We start from the raw sequence: 19,183 nt of genomic DNA on the forward strand, positions 1-19,183 counted from the left end.
ACGCTTCCCGCGCCGTCTCGCACGCGCTTCCGCGATCCCCTTACGGGCGCTACAGGAGCGGTACCAGAAAGCGGCGCAGAGCCTCCTCGTACGCCTTGGGGTCCGCGTTCCACATGGCCGCGTGGGGGGCCCGCCGCACCGTGTGAAGGGCGACCAGGTCGCGTCTGCGGTCGGCGAATTCGCGCGAGACGTGCCAGGGGGCGAGGGTGTCGTCGGGGCCGTGGGCGACGAGCGTGGGCACGGACAACCGCTCGGGATCGGCCACTTCCGGAAGCACGCTGTCGTGGAGCCCGGTGCGCCCCTCGGCGGCCCGCAGGGCGAGTGGGAGCAGCGGCGCGGGGATGCCGCGGGCCGCGGCGAGGGCGCGCAGGGTGGCCTGCCAGTCGAGCACCGGGGAGTCCAGGACGAGGCCGAGGACGCGGTGGCGCAGCGCGGAGTTCGCGGCGGCGTGGAGGGCCATCGAGGCGCCGATGGACCAGCCGTGGAGCACGATCCCGGTCGCCCCGTACCCCACCGCGTAGCGGAGGGCCGCGTCCAGGTCGCGCCATTCGGTGTCGCCCAGGTGGGATATGCCGTCCTTGGGCCGGGGGGCGCCGGGGTCCCCGCGGTAGGCGAGGTCGAGCACCGGCACCCGTAGCTGCCGCAGGAAGGGCATGACGACCATGGGGTGCTCACGGGTGGTGCCGAGGCCATGGGTGGTGATCACCCATGTGGAGCGTTCGCCGGGGACGAACCAGGCGGGCAGCGGGCCGAGTTCGCCGGGCACGTCGATCTCTGCGTGCTCGATGCCGAGCGCGTCCCGCGGATTGCCGATGTACACCTGGGGGGTCAGCCGTACCCGGGTGCCGGGGGTGAGGTCTCCGTGGGTGACCCGCTCCAGGCGGCGCACCACGCAGTCGGCGGGGTGCGGGGCGTCCTCGATGACGGGGCCGACGACGGCGTGGCAGGCGCGGCCGGTGAGGCCGTAGACGCCGGGGCGCAGCGAGGCGAGCGAGCGGGTCAGGGTGATCTGGCCGGCCGCGGTCGCGTGCACGGTGAGCGGGGGCTCGTTCGGCAGCGGACGGTCGGGGGCCGGTTTCAGCGCAGCGTCGGTGGCGTACCGTCCGGCCGCCACCGCGGCCACGCCGGCACCGAGCAGGGTGGTGGCGGCCGCGGCCGCCGTTGTCCGCAGGCGCATCTCTCCCAGTGTGGGCGGGGAGGCGGCCCCCGGCCAGCGGGCGTGCCCGGCCGGGTGACCGCCCGGCCGGGCCCGGGCGCGTGCGGTGCGGGTTCGGGCGCGTGCCCGGCGGTTCAGCTCGGCTGGCCGTAGCCGCTGAGCTTGTCCGCGGCGCGCCGCAGCTCGTCCGGCGGGATCAGGGTGGGGGTGCGGCCGGGGACGGAGACCGCGGTGAGCCAGACCCGGCACATCCATTCGAGCTGGGCGGTGCGGTCAAACGCCTGGTCCAGGGTGGCGCCGTGGACGACGGTGCCGTGGTTGCGCAGCAGACAGCCGCTGCGGTCGCGCAGCGCCTCGATCATGGCGTCGGCCAGTTCGTCCGTTCCGTAGAGGGCATAGGCCGCGACGCGGACCGGTCCGCCGAGGGCGGCGGTCATGTAGTGGATCGCGGGGAGCTCGTCGACGAGCGTGGAGACGGCCGTGGCGTGGACGGCGTGGGTATGGACCACGGCCTCGGCGTCGGTCTCCCGGTAGACGGCCAGGTGCATGGGCAGCTCGCTGGTGGGCTCGAGCGTGCCGAGGACCTGTTGTCCGTCGAGGTCGACGGCGACGGCGTCCCGCGGGCCGAGCCGGTCGTAGGGGACGCCGCTCGGGGTCACCAGGACGGTGTCACCGACCCGGGCCGAGACATTGCCCGAGGTGCCGACGACCAGGCCGTCGGCGGTGGTTCTGCGGGCCGTTCTCACCACCTGCGTCCATGCCTGGCGCAGGGGGTGGGTCAGCCGCGGCTGCGGCTGCCGCGTGGATCGCGACTGGGTCACCTGCCCTCACCTCCGGGGCCCGATCCTTCCAGGCGTCCGGCGGCCGGGCGATGGCGGGCCCGGAACGGGCGCCGCGCACGTCTACGACCGCGCCTCGTGGGCAGCCGCCCCGGTGCGGTGAACGAGGGTGAACGGCGGGCGGCCGCGGGGCCGGTTCCGAGGTCTCCTCCGGCGGCCTTCGACCGAGGCTCAACCCCCGTACGACATAGGGAAGTAGGCTTGAATTCACCAGGCTTTGACACTCCCGCAACCACGTCACCCTGACGCCCTACTCAGTTCACCTCCCGTTCACCCTGTTTCCTTACGTTCACCGTGCCACTAACGACCTTCGAACTGATTGACCGGGTGTATGGAACACATCACGCTTCTCATCGGGATCGTGATCGTCACGGCCTTGGTGTTCGACTTCACGAACGGCTTCCACGACACGGCTAACGCCATGGCCACCACCATCTCCACGGGAGCACTCGGTCCCAGGGTGGCGGTGGCGATGTCGGCCGTCCTCAATCTCGTCGGCGCGTTCCTGTCCGTGGAGGTGGCCAAGACCATCTCCGGCGGGATCATCGACGAGGACTCCGGTATCCGACCAGAAGTGATCTTCGCGGGACTGGTCGGGGCGATCCTGTGGAATCTGGTGACCTGGCTCGCCGGACTCCCCTCCAGCTCCTCGCACGCCCTGTTCGGCGGCCTGATCGGCGCCACCGTGGTCTCCGTCGGGCTGGACGGGGTCAACGGCGACGCGATCGTCATGAAGGTCCTGATCCCCGCCGTCGCCGCGCCGGTCGTGGCCGGCATCGCCACGGTGGCCGCCACCCGGCTCACCTACCGGCTCGGCCGCGGCCGCTCCTCGGAGGACACCGCGAAGGGCTACCGCGCGGGGCAGATCGCCTCGGCCGCCCTGGTCTCCCTGGCCCACGGCACCAACGACGCCCAGAAGACGATGGGCGTGATCACCCTGGCGCTGGTCACCGGGGGCGTGGTGGCGCCCGACTCCGACCCGCCGCTGTGGGTCATCGTCTCGGCGGGCCTGGCCATCGCGCTCGGCACCTACCTGGGCGGCTGGCGCATCATCCGCACCATGGGCAAGGGCATCACCGACATCCAGCCGCCGCAGGGCTTCGCCGCCCAGACCGGCGCCGCGACCGTCATCCTCGCCTCCTCCCACATCGGCTTCGCGCTGTCCACCACCCAGGTCTGCTCCGGCGCCGTCATGGGTGCGGGGGTCGGCCGTAAGGGCGCGGTGGTGCGCTGGTCGACCGCCGGCCGCATGGTGGTCGCCTGGGTGCTGACCCTCCCGGCCGCGGGCCTGGTGGCGGGCGCCGCCGCGCTGCTGGCCGACCAGGGGAACGGGGGGATCACGGCGGTGGCCGTGCTCGCCGTCCTGGCCTGCGGGGCGATCTGGGCGCTGTCGCGCCGCAAGCCCGTGGACCACACCAACGTCAACGAGGTCGGCGCACACGAGCCGGTGGGCGCCGTCACGGCCGCCCTGCGGTCCGTGGCCCCGCCGCCCGCGGGTGCGAAGCCCTCCGCCCCCGAGAGGGCGGTCGAGACCGCCCCCGAGAGCGGCATCGCCGAGCACACACCCGAGCAGACCCCCACCCCCGCCGCCGCGAGCAGCAGCACCCGCTAAGGAGCCACGGAACATGAGCATCGACTGGGCGGCACTCGGCCAGGTCTTCGGCGTCAGCCTCGTGGTGACGGTCGGCATGGTGGGCGTCTTCACCCTGGGCATCCTCGGGACGTCCCGTAAGGCGGCGCCGGAGCAGGGCGGCGCGGCCGCGGTGTCCGGTGGCGCGGCCGCCGTACCCGGTGGCGCGGCCGGCGCCTCGGCGCTCGCGCGCGCCGGCGCGTACACCTGCTTCGCGCTGTGCGCCGCGGCCGTGGCGTACGGCATCTATCTGATCGTCGCCTGAGGCTCGCGTCCTCATCGACCCACCGGCCGCCGGATGGTGGCGCTGACCAGCGCCGACCGTCCGGCGGCCGCCTCGTGTGCGGCCGCCGTCTGTGGGGCTCGGCACACTCGGGCGACATGGGTCATATGCGAGTTGACGGCCATTCGCGGCCCATGGTGGACTTCCCGAGCCAAACGGCGGCAGGAGAGGAAGCCGGTGAGAATCCGGCGCGGTCCCGCCACTGTCACCGGGGAGCACTCTCCCATCGCCTGTATGGGGTCACGGCTCGACCGTACGGTTCGCTTCGTACGCGGGGCTGGAAGACCGGGAGGGGCGCGGATCCGGGAGCCAGGAGACTTTCACCGCCGGTCAGTCGAACCAGGGCGCGGACCCTGAGTGAGGACATACCGCCATGCCCGGCACCGCCACGCCGTCAGCCTCCTCTGTCCCCACTGGCTCTTCCGGCCCCTTCGGCCCCCCTGGCCCCTTTGGTTACGTGTCGTCGCGCCGAGGCGTGACGGCGGCCTGACGGATGCGTGCCGATCACGCCTCGTTCGCGTGTGGTGCGGCCCTCGGTTTCCTCGGTGATCTCGCCACGGGCGATCCGCGCCGCGGCCATCCGGTCGCCGCGTTCGGGCGCGCCGCCGCGGCCGCCGAGCGCCGGCTGTGGCGTGACCACCGCGGATACGGGGCCCTGCACACCGCGTTGTGCGCGGGCGGCGCGGCCGCCGGTGCCGCACTGCTGACCCGCGCCGTACGGGCCCTCGGCGGGCGCGGCGGCGCGCAGGCCGCACTGACCGCCGCCGCCACCTGGGCGGTGCTGGGCGGGACGACGCTGGGCCGTGAGGCACGGGCCGTCGGCGGGGCCCTGGCCGCAGGGGACGTGGAGGTCGCCCGGGAGCGGCTGCCCCATCTGTGCGGCCGCGATCCGCAGGCGCTGGACGGGCCGCAGATCGCCCGCGCGGTCGTCGAATCGGTCGCCGAGAACACCTCCGACGCCGTCGTGGGCGCGCTGGTGTGGGGCGCCGTGGGCGGCGTGCCGGGGCTCATCGGCTTCCGCGCCGTCAACACCCTGGACGCCATGGTGGGCCACAAGTCGCCGCGCTACCGCCGGTTCGGCTGGGCGGCGGCCTGTCTGGACGATGTGGCCGGCTGGCCCGGTGCGCGCCTTACGGCGGCCCTGGCGACCCTCTCCGGCCCCGATCCGCGCGGTGCGCGGCGCGCCTGGCGGCGCGACGGCCGACGCCATCCGAGCCCCAACGCGGGCCCCGTGGAAGCGTCGTTCGCGGGCGCGCTCGGGGTACGGCTGGGCGGCACCCTCACGTACGGCGGCCGGGTCGAGCACCGGCCGGTGCTCAACTCCGGCGGGCGGCCGGTGGAGCCGGCCGACATCGAGCGGGCGATACGGCTGTCGCGGCGCGTCGGCGTCCTGGCGCTCGGGGTGTCCGTGGCGGCCCGGCCGGTCCTGAGGGCGTTGACGGGGCGGCCCCGGGCCGCTGGAAGGGGCGGTGGATGAGCGGGATACGCGGTGAGGGCGGCATGGACGGTTCCGGGGCGCGGGGCGGGGGCCTGCTCGTCGCGGGCACGACCTCCGACGCGGGCAAGAGCGTGGTGACGGCCGGGATCTGCCGGTGGCTCGCCCGTAAGGGCGTCAGCGTGGCCCCCTTCAAGGCGCAGAACATGTCGCTCAACTCCTTCGTCACCCGGGAGGGAGCGGAGATCGGGCGGGCCCAGGCCATGCAGGCCGCCGCGGCGCGCGTCGAGCCGAGCGCGCTGATGAACCCGGTCCTGCTGAAGCCGGGCAGCGACCGCAGCAGCCAAGTGGTGCTGCTGGGCAAGCCGGTGGGCGAGCTGAGCGCGCGCGGGTACTTCGGGCGGTCGGGGCCCGCGGCGAACCCGCCGTCGGACGCGGACTCCTCCGGGCGGACGCGGGTCTCGGGCCGGGAGGCGCTGCTGGGGACCGTCACGGAGTGCCTGGAGGAGCTGCGGCGCACCCATGACGCGGTGATCTGCGAGGGCGCGGGCAGTCCGGCCGAGATCAATCTGCGCCGCACCGACATCGTCAACATGGGGCTGGCGCGCGCCGCCGGGCTTCCGGTCGTGGTGGTCGGCGACATCGACCGCGGTGGCGTCTTCGCGTCCTTCTTCGGCACCACCGCGCTGCTGTCTGCGGCGGACCAACGGCATGTGGCCGCCTATCTGGTGAACAAGTTCCGCGGCGATGTGAGCCTGCTGGAGCCCGGTCTGGACATGCTGCGCGAGCTCACCGGGCGCCCGACCGTCGGTGTGCTCCCGTTCGCCCACGGGCTGGGGATCGACGAGGAGGACGGTCTGCGGGTGTCGCTGCGCGGCACGGTGCGGGAGAGCGTCGTGGCGCCCCCTTACGGCGCGGACGTCCTGCGGATCGCGGTGGCCGCCGTGCCGCTGATGTCCAACTTCACGGACGTGGACGCGCTGGCGGCCGAACCGGGCGTGGTCGTGCGGTTCGTGGACCGGCCCGAGGAGCTGGCCGACGCCGATCTGGTGGTGCTGCCGGGCACCCGGGGCACCGTAAGGGCGCTGGAGTGGCTGCGTGAGCGCGGGCTCGCCGACGCGATCGCCCGGCGGGCCGCCGAGGGCCGTCCGGTGCTGGGCGTCTGCGGCGGCTTCCAGGCGCTCGGGGAGCGCATCGAGGACGAGATCGAGTCCAAGGCCGGGACGGTCGCCGGGCTCGGGCTGCTGCCGGTGCGGGTGCGGTTCGCGGCGGAGAAGACCCTGGCCCGGCCGGTGGGCGAGGCGCTCGGTGAGCGGGTGGAGGGATACGAGATCCACCACGGGGTCGCCGAACTGCTCGACGGGGCCGAGGAGCGCTTCCTCGACGGCTGCCGGGTGGGCTCGGTGTGGGGCACCCACTGGCACGGCTCGCTGGAGAGCGACGGCTTCCGGCGGGCGTTTCTGCGCCGGGTGGCCGCCGCGGCGGGCCGGGCGTTCGTACCGGCGCCGGACACCCGCTTCGGCGAGCTGCGCGAGGAGCAACTCGACCGCCTCGGCGACCTGATCGAGGAGCACGCCGACACCGACGCACTGCTGCGGCTCATCGAGAAGGGCGTCCCGGAGGGGCTGCCGTTCGTCCCTCCGGGGGCGCCAGGGGGGACGTCGTGAACAACCCCGGCCCCCGCACCGACACCGGACCGCGACGCCCACGCACACCAGGAGGTACCGCCGCGTGACCACCACCTACCCCTTCAGCGCGATCGTCGGCATGGACGGTCTGCGGCTCGCCCTGCTCCTCAACGCCGTCTCACCCGCCGTGGGCGGCGTGCTGGTGCGCGGGGAGAAGGGCACGGCCAAGAGCACCGCCGTAAGAGCGATCGCGGCGCTGCTGCCGCCGGTCGACGTGGTGGCCGGGTGCCGGTTCTCCTGCGATCCGGCCGCGCCCGACCCGTCCTGCCCGGACGGACCCCATGAGCCGGACACCGGCGAGGCGCGCCCCGCTCGGATGGTCGAACTGCCCGTGGGCGCCTCCGAGGACCGCCTGGTCGGCGCCCTCGACATCGAGCGGGCGCTGTCGGACGGCGTGAAGGCGTTCGAGCCCGGACTGCTCGCGGACGCCCACCGCGGGGTGCTCTACGTCGACGAGGTCAACCTGCTCCACGACCATCTGATCGACCTGCTGCTCGACGCGGCCGCCATGGGCGCCTCCTACGTGGAGCGCGAGGGGGTGTCCGTACGGCATGCGGCGCGGTTCCTCCTCGTCGGCACCATGAACCCGGAAGAGGGCGAGCTGCGGCCGCAGCTGCTGGACCGCTTCGGTCTCACAGTGGAGGTCGCGGCGTCCCGGGACACCGATGAGCGGGTCGAGGTGGTGCGGCGGCGGCTGGCGTACGACGAGGATCCCGAGGGGTTCGCGGCGCGCTGGGCGGCGGACGAGGAAGCGCTGCGGGAGCGCATCGCGGCGGCGCGCGCCCTGCTGCCGCGGGTGGGGCTGGGCGATCGCGCGCTGCGGCAGATCGCGGCGGTGTGTGCCGGGTTCGAGGTGGACGGGATGCGCGCGGACATCGTGACCGCCCGTACGGCGACCGCGCTGGCCGCCTGGGCCGGGCGCACCGACGTGCGGACCGAGGACGTCCGGGGGGCGGCGCTGCTGTCGCTCCCCCACCGCCGGCGGCGGGCTCCGTTCGACGCGCCGGGGCTCGACGAGGACAAACTCGACGAGATCCTGCGGCAGTTCGAGGAGGACGAGCCGGAGCCGGATCCGGACCAGGGCCCGGAGGGCCCCGACAGCCCCGACGACGGGCCGGACGGCCCGGGCGGCCCCGACAACCCCGGAGGCGGGCCCCAGGAGGACTCGGGCGACGGAGCGGGGGAGCAGGCGCCGCCCACCGCACCCGAGCCGTCCGTCCCCGACCAGCGCACGGGTGAGCACGAGACGGCCGACCGCGAGACCGACTCGGCCCGGGCCGATGGCGACGGCGGGGCGGACGAAGCTCCTGGTGGAGCCGGGGGTGAGCGGGCGGCCGTGGGCGCCGCCGACCCGTTCCGGACCCGGCGGCTCGACGTCCCCGGTCTGGGCGAGGGCGCGGCCGGACGCCGGTCGCGCGCCCGCAGCGAGCACGGCCGCACCACCGGGGCGCGCCGCCCGCGGGGGACGCTCTCCGCGCTGCATCTGACGGCGACGGTCCGGGCCGCCGCCCCGCACCAGCGGGCGCGCGGGCGGCGCGGTCCCGGACTCCTGGTGCGCCGGGACGATCTGCGCGAGGCGGTGCGCGAGGGCCGGGAGGGCAATCTCGTGCTGTTCGTGGTGGACGCGTCGGGCTCGATGGCCGCGCGGACACGGATGAGCGCGATCAAGGGCGCGGTGCTGTCGCTGCTGCTGGACGCCTACCAGCGACGGGACAAGGTCGGGCTGATCACCTTCCGGGGCGCGGACGCCGAGCTGGCGCTGCCGCCCACCTCGTCGGTGGACGCGGCGGCCGTGCGGCTGGAGCGGCTGCCGACGGGCGGCCGTACGCCGCTGGCGGCCGGGCTGTTGAAGGCGCGAGAGGTGCTGCGGGTGGAGCGGCTGCGGGATCCCTCGCGCCGTCCGCTGCTGGTCGTGGTGACCGACGGACGGGCCACGGAGGCGAAGCGGTCCGGCGGGCCCACGTCGGTCGAGCGGGCCGGGCGCGCGGCGCGGATGCTCGCGGGCGACGGGGTCGCCTCGGTGGTGGTGGACTGCGAGTCGGGGCCGGTGCGGCTGGGGCTGGCGGGCGCGCTCGCCCGCGAACTGCGGGCCACGCCGGTGACACTCGACGAACTGCGCGCGGACAGCGTGACCGCGCTGGTGCGCGATGTACGAACCGTATCGAACCCTCGGAGGGCCGCCTGATGCCGCAAGGACAACCGACCGTCGTCCCGGACGACGGGCTGACCACCCGCCAGCGCCGCAACCGCCCGCTGGTCTTCGTCCACACAGGTCAGGGCAAGGGCAAGTCGACCGCGGCGTTCGGGCTGGCGCTGCGGGCATGGAACCAAAACTGGCCGGTCGGTGTATTCCAATTTGTAAAGTCCGCGAAATGGCGGGTCGGTGAGGAGCGTGCGCTGCGCGTCCTCGGCGACTCGGGCGAAGGGGGGACCGTCGCATGGCACAAGATGGGCGAGGGCTGGTCGTGGGTCCAGCGCGACATGGCTTCCAGCGAGGAGGCCGCACGCGAGGGCTGGGAGCAGGTCAAGCGCGATCTCGCGGCGGAGACATACCGGCTCTATGTGCTGGACGAATTCGCGTATCCGATGCACTGGGGCTGGGTGGACCCCGACGAGGTGGTGTCGGTGCTGCGGGACCGGCCCGGGACGCAGCACGTCGTCATCACGGGGCGTAACGCACCGGCGCAGTTGGTGGACTTCGCCGACCTGGTCACCGACATGTCCAAGGTCAAGCATCCGATGGACACCGGTCAGAAGGGCCAGCGAGGCATCGAGTGGTGAGTGTCCCGCGTCTGGTGATCGCGGCGCCCGCCTCGGGCAGCGGGAAGACGACGGTCACCGCGGGGCTCATGGCCGCCTTCGCGGAGCGCGGTCTGGACGTGTCCCCGCACAAGGTCGGCCCGGACTACATCGACCCTGGCTATCACGCGCTCGCGATCTCCTCGGCCGCCTCCTCGGCCGGGCGGTCCCGGGCCGGGGGCGCGCGCCCGGGCCGGAATCTGGACGCCTATCTGTGCGGTCCGCAGCGGATCGCCCCGCTGTTCCTGCACGGGGCGGCGGGCTGCGATCTGGCCCTGGTCGAAGGGGTGATGGGCCTCTTCGACGGGGCGGCCGGACAGGGCGAGCTGGCCTCGACGGCGCATGTGGCCAAGCTGCTGCGGGCACCGGTGGTGCTGGTGGTGGACGCGTCGTCGCAATCGCGGTCGGTGGCCGCGCTGGTGCATGGCTTCGCCTCCTGGGACCCCGAGGTGCGGGTCGCGGGGGTGATCCTCAACAAGGTCGGTTCGGACCGTCACGAGGCGATGCTGCGCGAGGCGCTGGAGGGGTGCGGAGTGCCGGTGTTCGGCGCGCTGCGCCGGATGCGGGAGGTGCGGGCACCGAGCCGCCATCTGGGTCTGGTGCCGGTGGCCGAGCGCCAAGCGGAGGCGGTGGATTCGGCGGCCGCGCTGGCAGCGCGGGTGCGGGAGGGCTGCGATCTCGAGGGGCTGCTGGCGCTGGCGCGCGGCGCACCGCCCCTGTCCGAGCCGGTCTGGGATCCGGAGGAGGAGATACGTCGGGCGGTGGAGGCCGCCCCCGGTGCCGGGGGCCGGGGAGACCGCGCGGCGCGGCCGGTGGTCGCCGTGGCGGGCGGGGCCGCGTTCACCTTCTCGTACGCGGAGCACACCGAGCTGCTCACGGCGGCCGGGGCGCGGGTCGTTCCCTTCGATCCGCTGCGGGACGAGCGCCTCCCGGAAGGCACCGGCGGTCTGGTGATCGGCGGCGGGTTCCCGGAGGTGTACGCCCCCGAGCTGTCCGCGAACAAGCCGCTGCGGGCAGCCGTTGCCGAGCTCGCCGCGTCCGGCGCGCCCATCGCCGCCGAATGTGCCGGACTGCTGTATCTGGCGCGCTCGCTGGACGGGGAGCCGATGTGCGGGGTGCTGGCCGCCGAGGCACGGATGTCGGAACGTCTGACGCTGGGCTACCGTGAGGCCGTGGCCATCTCCGACACCGCACTCGCCGCTGCGGGGACGCGGGTGCGCGGCCATGAGTTCCACCGCACGACCATCGTGCCCGGAGCGGGGGCGGAGCCCGCCTGGGGGCTCGTCCACCCGGAGCGTCGTACCGAAGGGTTCGCACAGGGAAATGTGCATGCCTCCTATCTGCATGTGCACTGGGCCTCGGTCCCAGGCGCGGCGGCCCGGTTCGCCGACAGATGTGTGTCCCCTGCCGGTTGAGCCGAGGCGGTGAGCTGACGTGGAGGTCATCGGCCGGGGCACGGCGTGTCCCCTGCCCGGGGCACCGCTCGTCGTCGGGGTCGGGGCCAGCCGGGGTGTGTCCGTCGGCGAGGTGATCGGGCTGGTCGAGACGGTCCTGGCGGAGGCGGGCCTTTCGTCGAGCGGCGTGGCCGAGTTGGCGACCGTGGAGGCCAAGGCCGGGGAGACGGGACTGCTGACGGCGGCCGAGCGGCTGGGGGTGCCGCTGTGCGGATACCCGGCGGCGGCGCTGGCCGCGGTGGAGGTGCCGAACCCGTCCGCGGTGCCGCTCGCGGCCGTGGGCACGGCCGGGGTCGCCGAGGCGGCCGCGCTGCTGGCCGCCGGACCTGGCGGCGAACTGCTGGTCGCCAAGCGGAAGTCCGCGCCGCACGGTCGCCCCGGAATGGCCACCTGCGCCGTCGCTCGCCGCCCGGCCGCGGCCAAATCCGGGCAGGCCGGGCAGCGAAGACCTGCCGTCGACCGTCCCGACGCAGGTCAGTAACGTCTCGGGGCGGAACAGCCCGCCGCCCCCTGCTGACCGTGACACCCGCACCACCTGCACCAAGGAGACCTCGTGACGACCCCGCCCGCCCTGCTCCTCGCAGGCATCGGCACGCGAGACGAAGGGCATGCCACCGCCTTTCACGCATTCATAAGGGAGTTGGCCGCACGCCACCCGGATCTGCCCGTGGCGGGTGGCCTCACCGGACCGGGCAGCCACCCGCTGTCCGACGCGGTCACCCGGCTCGTCGGCGATGGGGTGAGCCGCTTCGCGGTCGTCCCGCTGACGCTGGTCCCGGCGGCTCCCCCGAGAGACGGCATCGCGGCCGCGCTGGCCCAGGAGGCGGAGCGGCATGCCGACGCCTCGTTCGCCTCCGCCCGGCCGCTCGGGCCGCACCGCACGCTGCTCAGCGTGCTGGAGCGGCGGCTCGACGAGGCGCTGGGCAACCGGCCCCGGCTGCCGTCGGACCGCGCGGAGACCACCGTGCTGCTGGTGGGCGACGGTTCGCCGCTCCCCGAGGCCAACGCCGAGGTGCACCGCGCCGCCCGGCTGCTGTGGGAGGGCCGTGGCTTCGCGGGCGTCGAGGTGGCCTTCTCCTCGCTCGCCGCACCGGATGTGGCCTCGGGCCTGGACCGCTGCGCCAAGCTGGGGGCCAGTCGGGTCGTGGTGCTGCCGTACTTCCTGTTCGCCGGTGACACCCTGGAGCGGGTGCGGCAGCAGGCGGAGGGCTGGGCGCTCGCCTACCCCGAGGTCGAGGTGGTCTCCGCCGATGTCATCGGCCCGGCAAAGGAGTTGGCGGACCTCGTCATGGAGCGCTATGAGGAGGTGGCCGACACGGCCGGGCGCGCCGGGTTCGGCGATGAGGCCCATGCGTTGGCGCATCCTGATACTCACGCCGATGTCCACTGATCCATCGGCGGGCCCGCCCACGAGCGGGTCCGCCGCCCCGGCCGCCGTTGGCGTCTCCGCCGGGTTCGATCTGCGGCATCACGGGGACGCGGAGGTGCGGGGTGCCGATGCCGGCCTGACGGACCTCGCGGTCAACGTCCGGGCCGGTACGCCACCGGACTGGCTCATGGCCCGAATCGCCGACTCCCTCGACGGGCTGGCCGCCTATCCGGACGGGCGGACGGCGCGGAAGGCCGTCGCCGCGCGCCATGGGCTTCCGGCCGGCCGGGTGCTGCTGACGGCGGGCGCCGCGGAGGCGTTCGTCCTGCTCGCCCGTGCCATCTCGGCTCAGCGGCCGGTGGTGGTGCATCCGCAGTTCACCGAACCGGAGGCGGCGCTGCGGGACGCGGGGCACACCGTGGAGCGCGTGATCCTCGAGGAGCGGAACGGCTTCCGGCTGGCCCCGGACGCGGTGCCGGAGGACGCCGATCTGGTGGTGATCGGCAACCCCACCAACCCCACATCCGTGCTGCACCCGGCCGATGCCCTGGCCGGTCTCGCCCGGCCGGGACGGACGCTGGTGGTGGACGAGGCGTTCATGGACGCCGTCCCGGGCGAGCGCGAGTCGCTGGCGGACCGCACCGATGTGCCCGGGCTCGTGGTGCTGCGCAGCCTCACCAAGACCTGGGGTCTGGCGGGGCTGCGGATCGGCTATGTGCTGGCGGAGCCGGACACCGTCACGGCGCTGGAGCGGGTCCAGCCGCTGTGGCCGGTGTCCAGCCCGGCCCTGACGGCGGCCGAGGCGTGCTGCGCCCCGTCCGCCCTCGCCGAGGCCGCGCGTGCCGCCGACCGTACGGCCGCCGACCGGGCCCATCTGTCCGATCGGCTGGCCGGGTTGGCGGAGGTGCGGGTGTGCGGCCCGGCGGCCGGACCCTTTCTGCTGATCCAGTTGCCGGGCGCGGTGGCGATCCGTACCCGGCTGCGCGAGCTGGGCTTCGCCGTCCGCCGCGGTGACACGTTCCCGGGCCTCGGCCCGGACTGGCTCCGGATCGCCGTCCGCGACCGCGCCACGACGGACCGCTTCGTCATCGCCCTGACGAAGGCCATCGCCGAATCGGCCGTCTGAGCGCGCTGCCACACCGCGCACCGCACTGCCTGATCACGCGCCAGACCGCGCACCGCCTGGAGCGGTGCGCGGTCACGCACGCTTGCCCGAGCCCGAGCCCGAGCCCGAGTCCGGGCGCGGGCCCAGCGCCCGCGCCCGATGCCGGGCCCCGGCCCAACGCCCGAGCCCGGGGGCCGATGTCGTAACCCTGCCCGGCACCCGCGGCCGGACCCGACGGCACGCCGTGGCCCGGCACCCGCGGCCCGGCCCCATGCCGCACCCCGGGCGCCCGCCCCAGGCCCGGCACCCGAACCGTTGGGCACGGCACGGGCACCGGACCCAACGGGCCAGGCCAGGTCAAGCGTCAGACGTCAGACGTCAAGCGTCAGACGTCAGCCCTCAGACGTCAGCCGGCGTCGCCGCCGGCGCCGGCGCGCCGGCGGCGGGCCAGGACGACGGCCCCGCCGCCCACGGCGAGCAGCAGGGCGCCGCCGCCCACCAGATACGGCGTGGCCGAGCTGCCACCGGTCTCGGCCAGGTGCTCCGGCTTCGGCTCGGGCGTGGTCTGCGGGCCCACGCTCGGGCTGGGCTGGACCGCCGCGGCGACGGGCGCCTCGCAGGTCGCCCGGGCGAGGGTGACCTGACCCTCGACCTCGGACACGTTCAGCTTGAGCGGGTTCACGGAGACCTTCAGGTTGAGGGCCGTGGCCGCCGCCGTGCGCGAGGTGGTGGCCGTCCGCGACAGATCGAGCCGGACCTGGCCGAGCGTCGGCACATCGACCGTGGTGGTGCCGCTCGTGCTCAGAGTGACCTTCCTGCCGAGCACGCTGACGCTGCCGAGCAGGTTGGACTGGGCGGTCGGCCGCTTCCCGGCGGCACACACCGCCTTCGAGGTCACCTGCTCGACCGAGATCAGCGGCACCCCGGCCAGACCCGGGACGTGGACCTTGGCGTTGACGAGGTTGGAGTACCCCTCGGCGCGCTGCTTGTCCGCGGCGGCCCGGGCGGTGGCCACATCGGCCCGCAGCACACTGAACGGCCGGCCCCCGTCCACGCCGTCCAGAGTCGCGGTGAGCGCCGTCTTGCTGGCCGTCGCGGGTGCGTGCACCTCGTTCAGCACCACCGAGAGCGGAGCCGTGACGGTCTTGTTGAGCAGGGAGACATCGAGATCGGTGCGGAGCACGACCGCACCCGCCTTACCGGTGGTCGCACCGGTGTCGGCCTGCGCGGTCGCCGCGGGCAGCAGGCCCAGGACGGAGACCGCGGCAGCGGCAGTGGCGGCCGACAGGCGGCGGGTGGGCATGCCGAAGTAGGTGTTACTGGAACAGGACACGTGAGTTTGACCCCCACAGGAGACATGGAGCCGCCGGCGCCTGCCGCGGGGGACTCCACGGGCGCCGACGGCCTCGACCACGCCATATTTGCGCACTGAGGGTAAACAGGCAGACACATGATGTCCGTTCATCCCAAAGGGTGTGGTTCGCCGCCGCGTTCGAGCCGCGTTCCCTTCAGGAGCCCCCTCAGGCCCCCCTGCCCCACCCGTTCACGCACCCAGCCAGCCCGCGCCCGCGACCAATCAGCGCGCGCCCCGTGCCCGGTCAGCCCGTCCCCGCGCCCCGTCAGCCGACCACGCGGCCTCGCAGCACCACCCGCCGCGGCGTCGTCAGCACCCGCACATCGGCGCGCGGATCCGCGTCATAGACGACGAGATCGGCGGAGGCCCCCTCGGTGAGTCCCGGCCGTCCGAGCCAGGACCGCGCGCCCCAGGTCGCCGCCGAGAGCGCGTCCCGCGCCGGGATGCCCGCCTTCACCAGCTCGGCCACCTCCTGCCCGACCAGCCCATGGGCCAGGCCACCGCCCGCGTCGGTGCCGGTGTAGATCGGGATGCCCGCGTCGTAGGCCGCCCGCACCGTCTCGTACCGGCGCGCGTGCAGCCGCCGCATATGCTCGGCCCAGCGCGGGAACCTCACCTCGCCACCCAGCGCCAGCCGGGGGAAAGTGGCGATGTTGACCAGGGTCGGGACGATCGCCACGCCCCGCTCGGCGAACAGCGGGATGGTCTCCTCGGTGAGCCCGGTGGCGTGCTCGATGCAGTCGATCCCCGCCTCGACCAGCGGCGCGAGGCTCTCCTCGGCGAAACAGTGCGCCGTGACCCGCGCGCCCAGCCGGTGCGCCTCGGCGATGGCCGCCTCGACCGCGCCACTCGGCCAGCAGGCGCCCAGGTCGCCGGTCTCCCGGTCGATCCAGTCGCCGACCAGCTTCACCCAGCCATCGCCGCGCCGCGCCTCCGCGGCCACATAGGCGACCAGGTCCTCCGGCTCGATCTCATGCGCGTAGTTGCGGATGTACCGCTTGGTGCGGGCGATATGGCGGCCGGCCCGGATGATGCGGGGCAGATCCTCGCGGTCGTCGATCCAACGGGTGTCGGCCGGCGATCCGGCGTCCCGCAGCAGCAGCGCCCCGGCGTCGCGGTCGGTCAGCGCCTGTTTCTCGCTCGTCGAATCGTCCACCGCCCCATGGGCGTCGAGTCCGACATGGCAGTGGGCGTCGACGAGGCCGGGCAGCACCCAGCCCTCGACCAGCCGGATGTCCCTGGCCCCGGCCGGCCGCTCGAACGTGATCCTGCCGTCGACCACCCACAGCTCGTCCCGGACGTCCCCGGCAGCGTCGCCGGCGTCCGGTCCGACCAGGACCCGGCCCTTGATGTGGAGCACCGCGCTATCCCTCATGCAACGCACTGTACGAGACCGGGGCAGGGCGTTGACCGGCCAATTCCCAGGAGCTGGAACGGCGCCACTCGAACAACATGCGCAGCGCTGCTACGCTCACGCAACCCACCGGAGGAGCGGCAGTGAGGAGGTCCTCGTGAACGCTCCCGCCGATGACGCGGCCGCCGCGGGCAGCGCGCGAGCGCCCGGCACACCGGAGGACCCCGACGGCTTATCGGCCGACGACGCCCGGCCCCGCCCGCACACCGCCGCACAGACCGGCCCACAGGCCCAGGCCAACGCACAGACCGGCCCACAGGCCCAGGCCGACCCGCACACCGCCGACCCACAGGCCGAATTCCGGGACTTCTTCGAGCGGCACCACGCCGAACTGGCCCGCCTCGCCCATCTGTTGCTCGGCAGCTCCGACGGGGCGGACGACCTGGCGGCCGACGCGCTGGTGGCGGTCTGGCACCAGTGGGACCGGGTGCGGGCCGCCGACCACCCGGCCGCGTACGCCCGGGGCGTCGTCGCCAATCTGGCCCGCTCCCGGATCCGCAGTCTGGTGCGCGAGCGGCGGCGGGTGGCGCTCTTCTCCTCGCAGCGCTCCGACCATGTGGACGATCCGGACGTCTCCGCCGTGGTGGATGTACAGGCCGCGCTGGTCCGGCTGCCGTTCCGCAAGCGCGCATGCGTCGTGCTGCGGCACGCCTTCGACCTCTCCGAGCGGGAGACGGCCCGTACGCTCGGCATTTCGGTGGGCACGGTCAAGAGCCAGACCTCCCGCGGAATCGCCGAGCTGGAGCGGCTGCTCGGCCCTCCGGACGGCGAGGGCGAGCTGCCCGGGGCGACGGAGGCCGAGCAGACGGTACGAACGCTCCGCTCTGGGAACACGGGCCAGACGGGCCACACTGGGCCCGCTCGCCACTCGGGTCACATGGGCCACGCCGGGCATGCAGGAGGGGGCAGTTGATGATCGAGCATCGCGAGCGCTCCGAGGGCCGCGATGTCGTCGCCGAGCTGCGTACGGCCGCCGCCTCCCATGAGCCGGACCGGATCCGGATGCTGGCCCGGGTCACGGCGGGCATGGCGGCCGACGGCCGGAGCCGGGGCGCACGGACGAGCCCGCGCCGGACCTGGGCGCCGCGGCTGGTGGGCCCGGTCGCCGGGCTGGCCGCGGCGGTCGCGGCGACGGGGATCGCGGTGGTGGCCACGGACGGTGCCGAGCGGCCGCAGACGGTGCGCACCTCGAGCGAGCCTGCCGCGCCTCCGGCGGGCGCGGGCGTGGAGAGGCGACCCGGCGAGGAGCCGGGCGCCGGATCGCAGAGCGATGCTGAGCGGCACACGCCGAGCGCCTATCCCACCGCGGCCGGTCCAAACCATCTCGCCGAGCCGACTGTTCGGTCCAAGGGCGCCATCAACGCCCATTCCAATCCGTACTGGGCGCAGAGTGACATCACGCTCACCATCGGTAGGCCGCTGACCTCGCTGACGGTGGAGCTACGGGTCGCGGACACCGGGGATGTGCTGTCCACCGGGTCCTGGAGCTCGCTGCCGACCGGCGATGTGACCACCGCCACCCGCGTCGAGGACGGTGTGCTGGTCTACCGCTGGACGCTCCGGAAGGGCGCCACCGTGCCCGCGGGCCGGCATGTCTTCGCGGGGCAGTACAACCACGCCGAGGGGGACCGGGACGCCGGCCGGGACGCGTACTCGGCCTCGGGGAACGGCGCCTCCGGGGCCTTCGCGGTGCGGGGCGACTTCCCTCGGTTCACCGTGGGGGATTGAATTCATGGCAGCGTGGCCAGAAATTCTTCGCGTTTTTCCGCTACTGCTTCCACATTCGTCTGCCCGCCATTGCGATTCCTAAACAAAAAATTTTCCACGGGTTCCTGGTCCCGTAATTCAAGACGGTCATCGGCCGGTTACATATATGTGACGGACCCCACACGCGATCCGCTTCGCCCGAGTAACTCCCCTACAAATTACCGCGTTTCGGCCAACGGCCGCGCGCACGCGCGCTCCCGCGTGATAACACATCGACCCCCCTCCACGTAACCCCCCACCGCGATGCATTTTCTGATTCTGCTGGGTAAATTGAATTTGCATGACCGCCGCACAAGCAGACCTAGTCCGTAGCGAATTGGATTTGCCGGAGGGCCTCACCCTCGACACACCGCGCGTCGAGGATGGAGCCGCGATCTGGCGAATCGCCCGCGACTCCAAAACCCTGGACCTCAACTCCTCCTACAGCTACCTCCTGTGGTGCCGCGACTTCGCCGCCACATCCGTAGTGGCGCGCGACGCCGACGGCGGACCGGTCGGCTTCATCACCGGCTACGTCCGTCCCGAGCGCCCCGAGACCCTCGTCGTCTGGCAGGTCGCCGTCGACCACGCCTGGCGTGGCCGCAAACTGGCCGCCACCCTGCTGGACGGGCTGGTCGCCCGGGTCGCCACGGCGGGCGTCCGCGGCATCGAGACGACGATCACCCCTGACAACACCGCCTCGAACCGGCTGTTCACCTCGTTCGCCGAACGGCATGAAGCGCCGCTCGAGCGTGAGGTGCTCTTCCACGGCGGTCTCTTCCCCGACGGTGGGCACGAGCCCGAGGTCCTCTACCGCATCGGTCCGCTCGGCCCGCTCGGACCGCGCGCGGACCGGACCTGATCTCCCCTGATCACACCCCGACCCTGATCACACCCTGATCACCCCGATC

General features: G+C 73.9%; 16 protein-coding genes, 1 pseudogene and 1 riboswitch. Of the genes and pseudogenes, 13 read left to right on the forward strand and 4 right to left on the reverse strand.

Going from position 1 to position 19,183, the window contains the following annotated elements; genetic code table 11:
* Positions 1–49: 49 nt before the first annotated feature.
* Both BLV72_RS06300 and BLV72_RS06305 read right to left on the reverse strand, forming a co-directional pair.
* Positions 50–1,177 carry an alpha/beta hydrolase gene (locus BLV72_RS06300; protein WP_093460834.1) on the reverse strand — a complete coding sequence of 376 codons (1,128 nt, stop codon included), beginning with the start codon at positions 1,175–1,177 and terminating at the stop codon, positions 50–52.
* A 113-nt stretch (positions 1,178–1,290) separates the two neighbouring features.
* Positions 1,291–1,977 carry a class II aldolase/adducin family protein gene (locus BLV72_RS06305; protein WP_208905559.1) on the reverse strand — a complete coding sequence of 229 codons (687 nt, stop codon included), beginning with the start codon at positions 1,975–1,977 and terminating at the stop codon, positions 1,291–1,293.
* A gap of 349 nt (positions 1,978–2,326) precedes the next feature.
* On the opposite strand from BLV72_RS06305, the gene BLV72_RS06310 reads away from it, so the two are divergent.
* The 10 genes and pseudogenes from BLV72_RS06310 to cobC all read left to right on the forward strand — a co-directional run bounded on the left by BLV72_RS06310 (position 2,327) and on the right by cobC (position 13,779).
* Entirely contained in the window at positions 2,327–3,607 is a 1,281-nt protein-coding gene (locus tag BLV72_RS06310; protein WP_093460836.1) for an inorganic phosphate transporter, read from the forward strand.
* A 13-nt stretch (positions 3,608–3,620) separates the two neighbouring features.
* The gene (locus tag BLV72_RS06315; RefSeq protein WP_093460837.1) at positions 3,621–3,890 is read left to right on the forward strand and encodes a hypothetical protein; all 270 of its coding nucleotides are present in this window, start codon (positions 3,621–3,623) and stop codon (positions 3,888–3,890) included.
* A 139-nt stretch (positions 3,891–4,029) separates the two neighbouring features.
* A riboswitch (cobalamin riboswitch) is annotated at positions 4,030–4,247 on the forward strand.
* 154 nt (positions 4,248–4,401) lie between these two features.
* Positions 4,402–5,385, forward strand: coding sequence for a cobalamin biosynthesis protein (locus BLV72_RS06320; protein WP_093460839.1), 984 nt, complete (start codon positions 4,402–4,404; stop codon positions 5,383–5,385).
* Positions 5,382–7,010 (forward strand): cobyric acid synthase, encoded by a 1,629-nt coding sequence (locus BLV72_RS06325; RefSeq protein WP_244320680.1) that lies wholly within the window; start codon positions 5,382–5,384, stop codon positions 7,008–7,010. Before BLV72_RS06320 ends, BLV72_RS06325 begins: the two co-directional genes overlap by 4 nt.
* Before the next feature lie 64 nt (positions 7,011–7,074).
* Entirely contained in the window at positions 7,075–9,216 is a 2,142-nt protein-coding gene (locus BLV72_RS06330) for a putative cobaltochelatase (protein ID WP_093460840.1), read from the forward strand.
* The gene (cobO, locus tag BLV72_RS06335; RefSeq protein ID WP_014059794.1) at positions 9,216–9,812 is read left to right on the forward strand and encodes a cob(I)yrinic acid a,c-diamide adenosyltransferase; all 597 of its coding nucleotides are present in this window, start codon (positions 9,216–9,218) and stop codon (positions 9,810–9,812) included. Before BLV72_RS06330 ends, cobO begins: the two co-directional genes overlap by 1 nt.
* Positions 9,806–11,245: a cobyrinic acid a,c-diamide synthase CobB gene (locus tag BLV72_RS06340; protein WP_093460841.1), complete on the forward strand. Its 1,440-nt coding sequence runs from the start codon at positions 9,806–9,808 to the stop codon at positions 11,243–11,245. Before cobO ends, BLV72_RS06340 begins: the two co-directional genes overlap by 7 nt.
* 67 nt (positions 11,246–11,312) lie before the next feature.
* Positions 11,313–11,693: pseudogene (locus tag BLV72_RS06345) on the forward strand (cobalamin biosynthesis protein); the annotation flags it as partial.
* Between the two features lie 144 nt (positions 11,694–11,837).
* Positions 11,838–12,674 (forward strand): sirohydrochlorin chelatase, encoded by an 837-nt coding sequence (locus BLV72_RS06350; RefSeq protein WP_093460844.1) that lies wholly within the window; start codon positions 11,838–11,840, stop codon positions 12,672–12,674.
* The gene (cobC, locus tag BLV72_RS06355) at positions 12,664–13,779 is read left to right on the forward strand and encodes an Rv2231c family histidinol phosphate aminotransferase CobC (protein WP_093460845.1); all 1,116 of its coding nucleotides are present in this window, start codon (positions 12,664–12,666) and stop codon (positions 13,777–13,779) included. Before BLV72_RS06350 ends, cobC begins: the two co-directional genes overlap by 11 nt.
* A gap of 385 nt (positions 13,780–14,164) precedes the next feature.
* Here cobC and BLV72_RS06360 read toward each other — a convergent pair whose 3' ends face one another.
* Together BLV72_RS06360 and BLV72_RS06365 are read right to left on the reverse strand one after the other, a co-directional pair.
* Positions 14,165–15,061: an SCO1860 family LAETG-anchored protein gene (locus BLV72_RS06360; protein ID WP_425288506.1), complete on the reverse strand. Its 897-nt coding sequence runs from the start codon at positions 15,059–15,061 to the stop codon at positions 14,165–14,167.
* Positions 15,062–15,377: 316 nt separating this feature from the next.
* A complete protein-coding gene (locus tag BLV72_RS06365) occupies positions 15,378–16,487 on the reverse strand; it encodes an amidohydrolase family protein (protein ID WP_208905561.1) in 1,110 nt (369 codons plus the stop codon).
* Positions 16,488–16,857: 370 nt separating this feature from the next.
* Between BLV72_RS06365 and BLV72_RS06370 the strand changes: the two genes are divergently transcribed.
* The 3 genes from BLV72_RS06370 (at position 16,858) to ectA (ending at position 19,134) form a co-directional block, all read left to right on the forward strand.
* Positions 16,858–17,439: a SigE family RNA polymerase sigma factor gene (locus tag BLV72_RS06370; protein ID WP_244321375.1), complete on the forward strand. Its 582-nt coding sequence runs from the start codon at positions 16,858–16,860 to the stop codon at positions 17,437–17,439.
* A complete protein-coding gene (locus tag BLV72_RS06375; RefSeq protein WP_093460850.1) occupies positions 17,439–18,254 on the forward strand; it encodes a hypothetical protein in 816 nt (271 codons plus the stop codon). Before BLV72_RS06370 ends, BLV72_RS06375 begins: the two co-directional genes overlap by 1 nt.
* A 319-nt stretch (positions 18,255–18,573) precedes the next feature.
* Positions 18,574–19,134, forward strand: a complete 561-nt coding sequence (ectA, locus tag BLV72_RS06380; protein WP_093460852.1) for a diaminobutyrate acetyltransferase — start codon at positions 18,574–18,576, stop codon at positions 19,132–19,134.
* Positions 19,135–19,183: the final 49 nt, after the last annotated feature.

It is taken from the genome of Streptomyces melanosporofaciens (assembly GCF_900105695.1).
GTDB lineage: Bacteria > Actinomycetota > Actinomycetes > Streptomycetales > Streptomycetaceae > Streptomyces > Streptomyces antimycoticus.

Coding starts and splice junctions, on each gene's coding strand:
- BLV72_RS06300 (WP_093460834.1), bottom strand. CDS start 1,177: ATGCGCCTGCGGACAACGGCGGCCGCGGCCGCCACCACCCTGCTCGGT.
- BLV72_RS06310 (WP_093460836.1), top strand. CDS start 2,327: ATGGAACACATCACGCTTCTCATCGGGATCGTGATCGTCACGGCCTTG.
- BLV72_RS06315 (WP_093460837.1), top strand. CDS start 3,621: ATGAGCATCGACTGGGCGGCACTCGGCCAGGTCTTCGGCGTCAGCCTC.
- BLV72_RS06320 (WP_093460839.1), top strand. CDS start 4,402: ATGCGTGCCGATCACGCCTCGTTCGCGTGTGGTGCGGCCCTCGGTTTC.
- BLV72_RS06325 (WP_244320680.1), top strand. CDS start 5,382: ATGAGCGGGATACGCGGTGAGGGCGGCATGGACGGTTCCGGGGCGCGG.
- cobO (WP_014059794.1), top strand. CDS start 9,216: ATGCCGCAAGGACAACCGACCGTCGTCCCGGACGACGGGCTGACCACC.
- cobC (WP_093460845.1), top strand. CDS start 12,664: ATGTCCACTGATCCATCGGCGGGCCCGCCCACGAGCGGGTCCGCCGCC.
- BLV72_RS06360 (WP_425288506.1), bottom strand. CDS start 15,061: ATGCCCACCCGCCGCCTGTCGGCCGCCACTGCCGCTGCCGCGGTCTCC.
- BLV72_RS06365 (WP_208905561.1), bottom strand. CDS start 16,487: ATGAGGGATAGCGCGGTGCTCCACATCAAGGGCCGGGTCCTGGTCGGA.
- BLV72_RS06375 (WP_093460850.1), top strand. CDS start 17,439: ATGATCGAGCATCGCGAGCGCTCCGAGGGCCGCGATGTCGTCGCCGAG.
- ectA (WP_093460852.1), top strand. CDS start 18,574: ATGACCGCCGCACAAGCAGACCTAGTCCGTAGCGAATTGGATTTGCCG.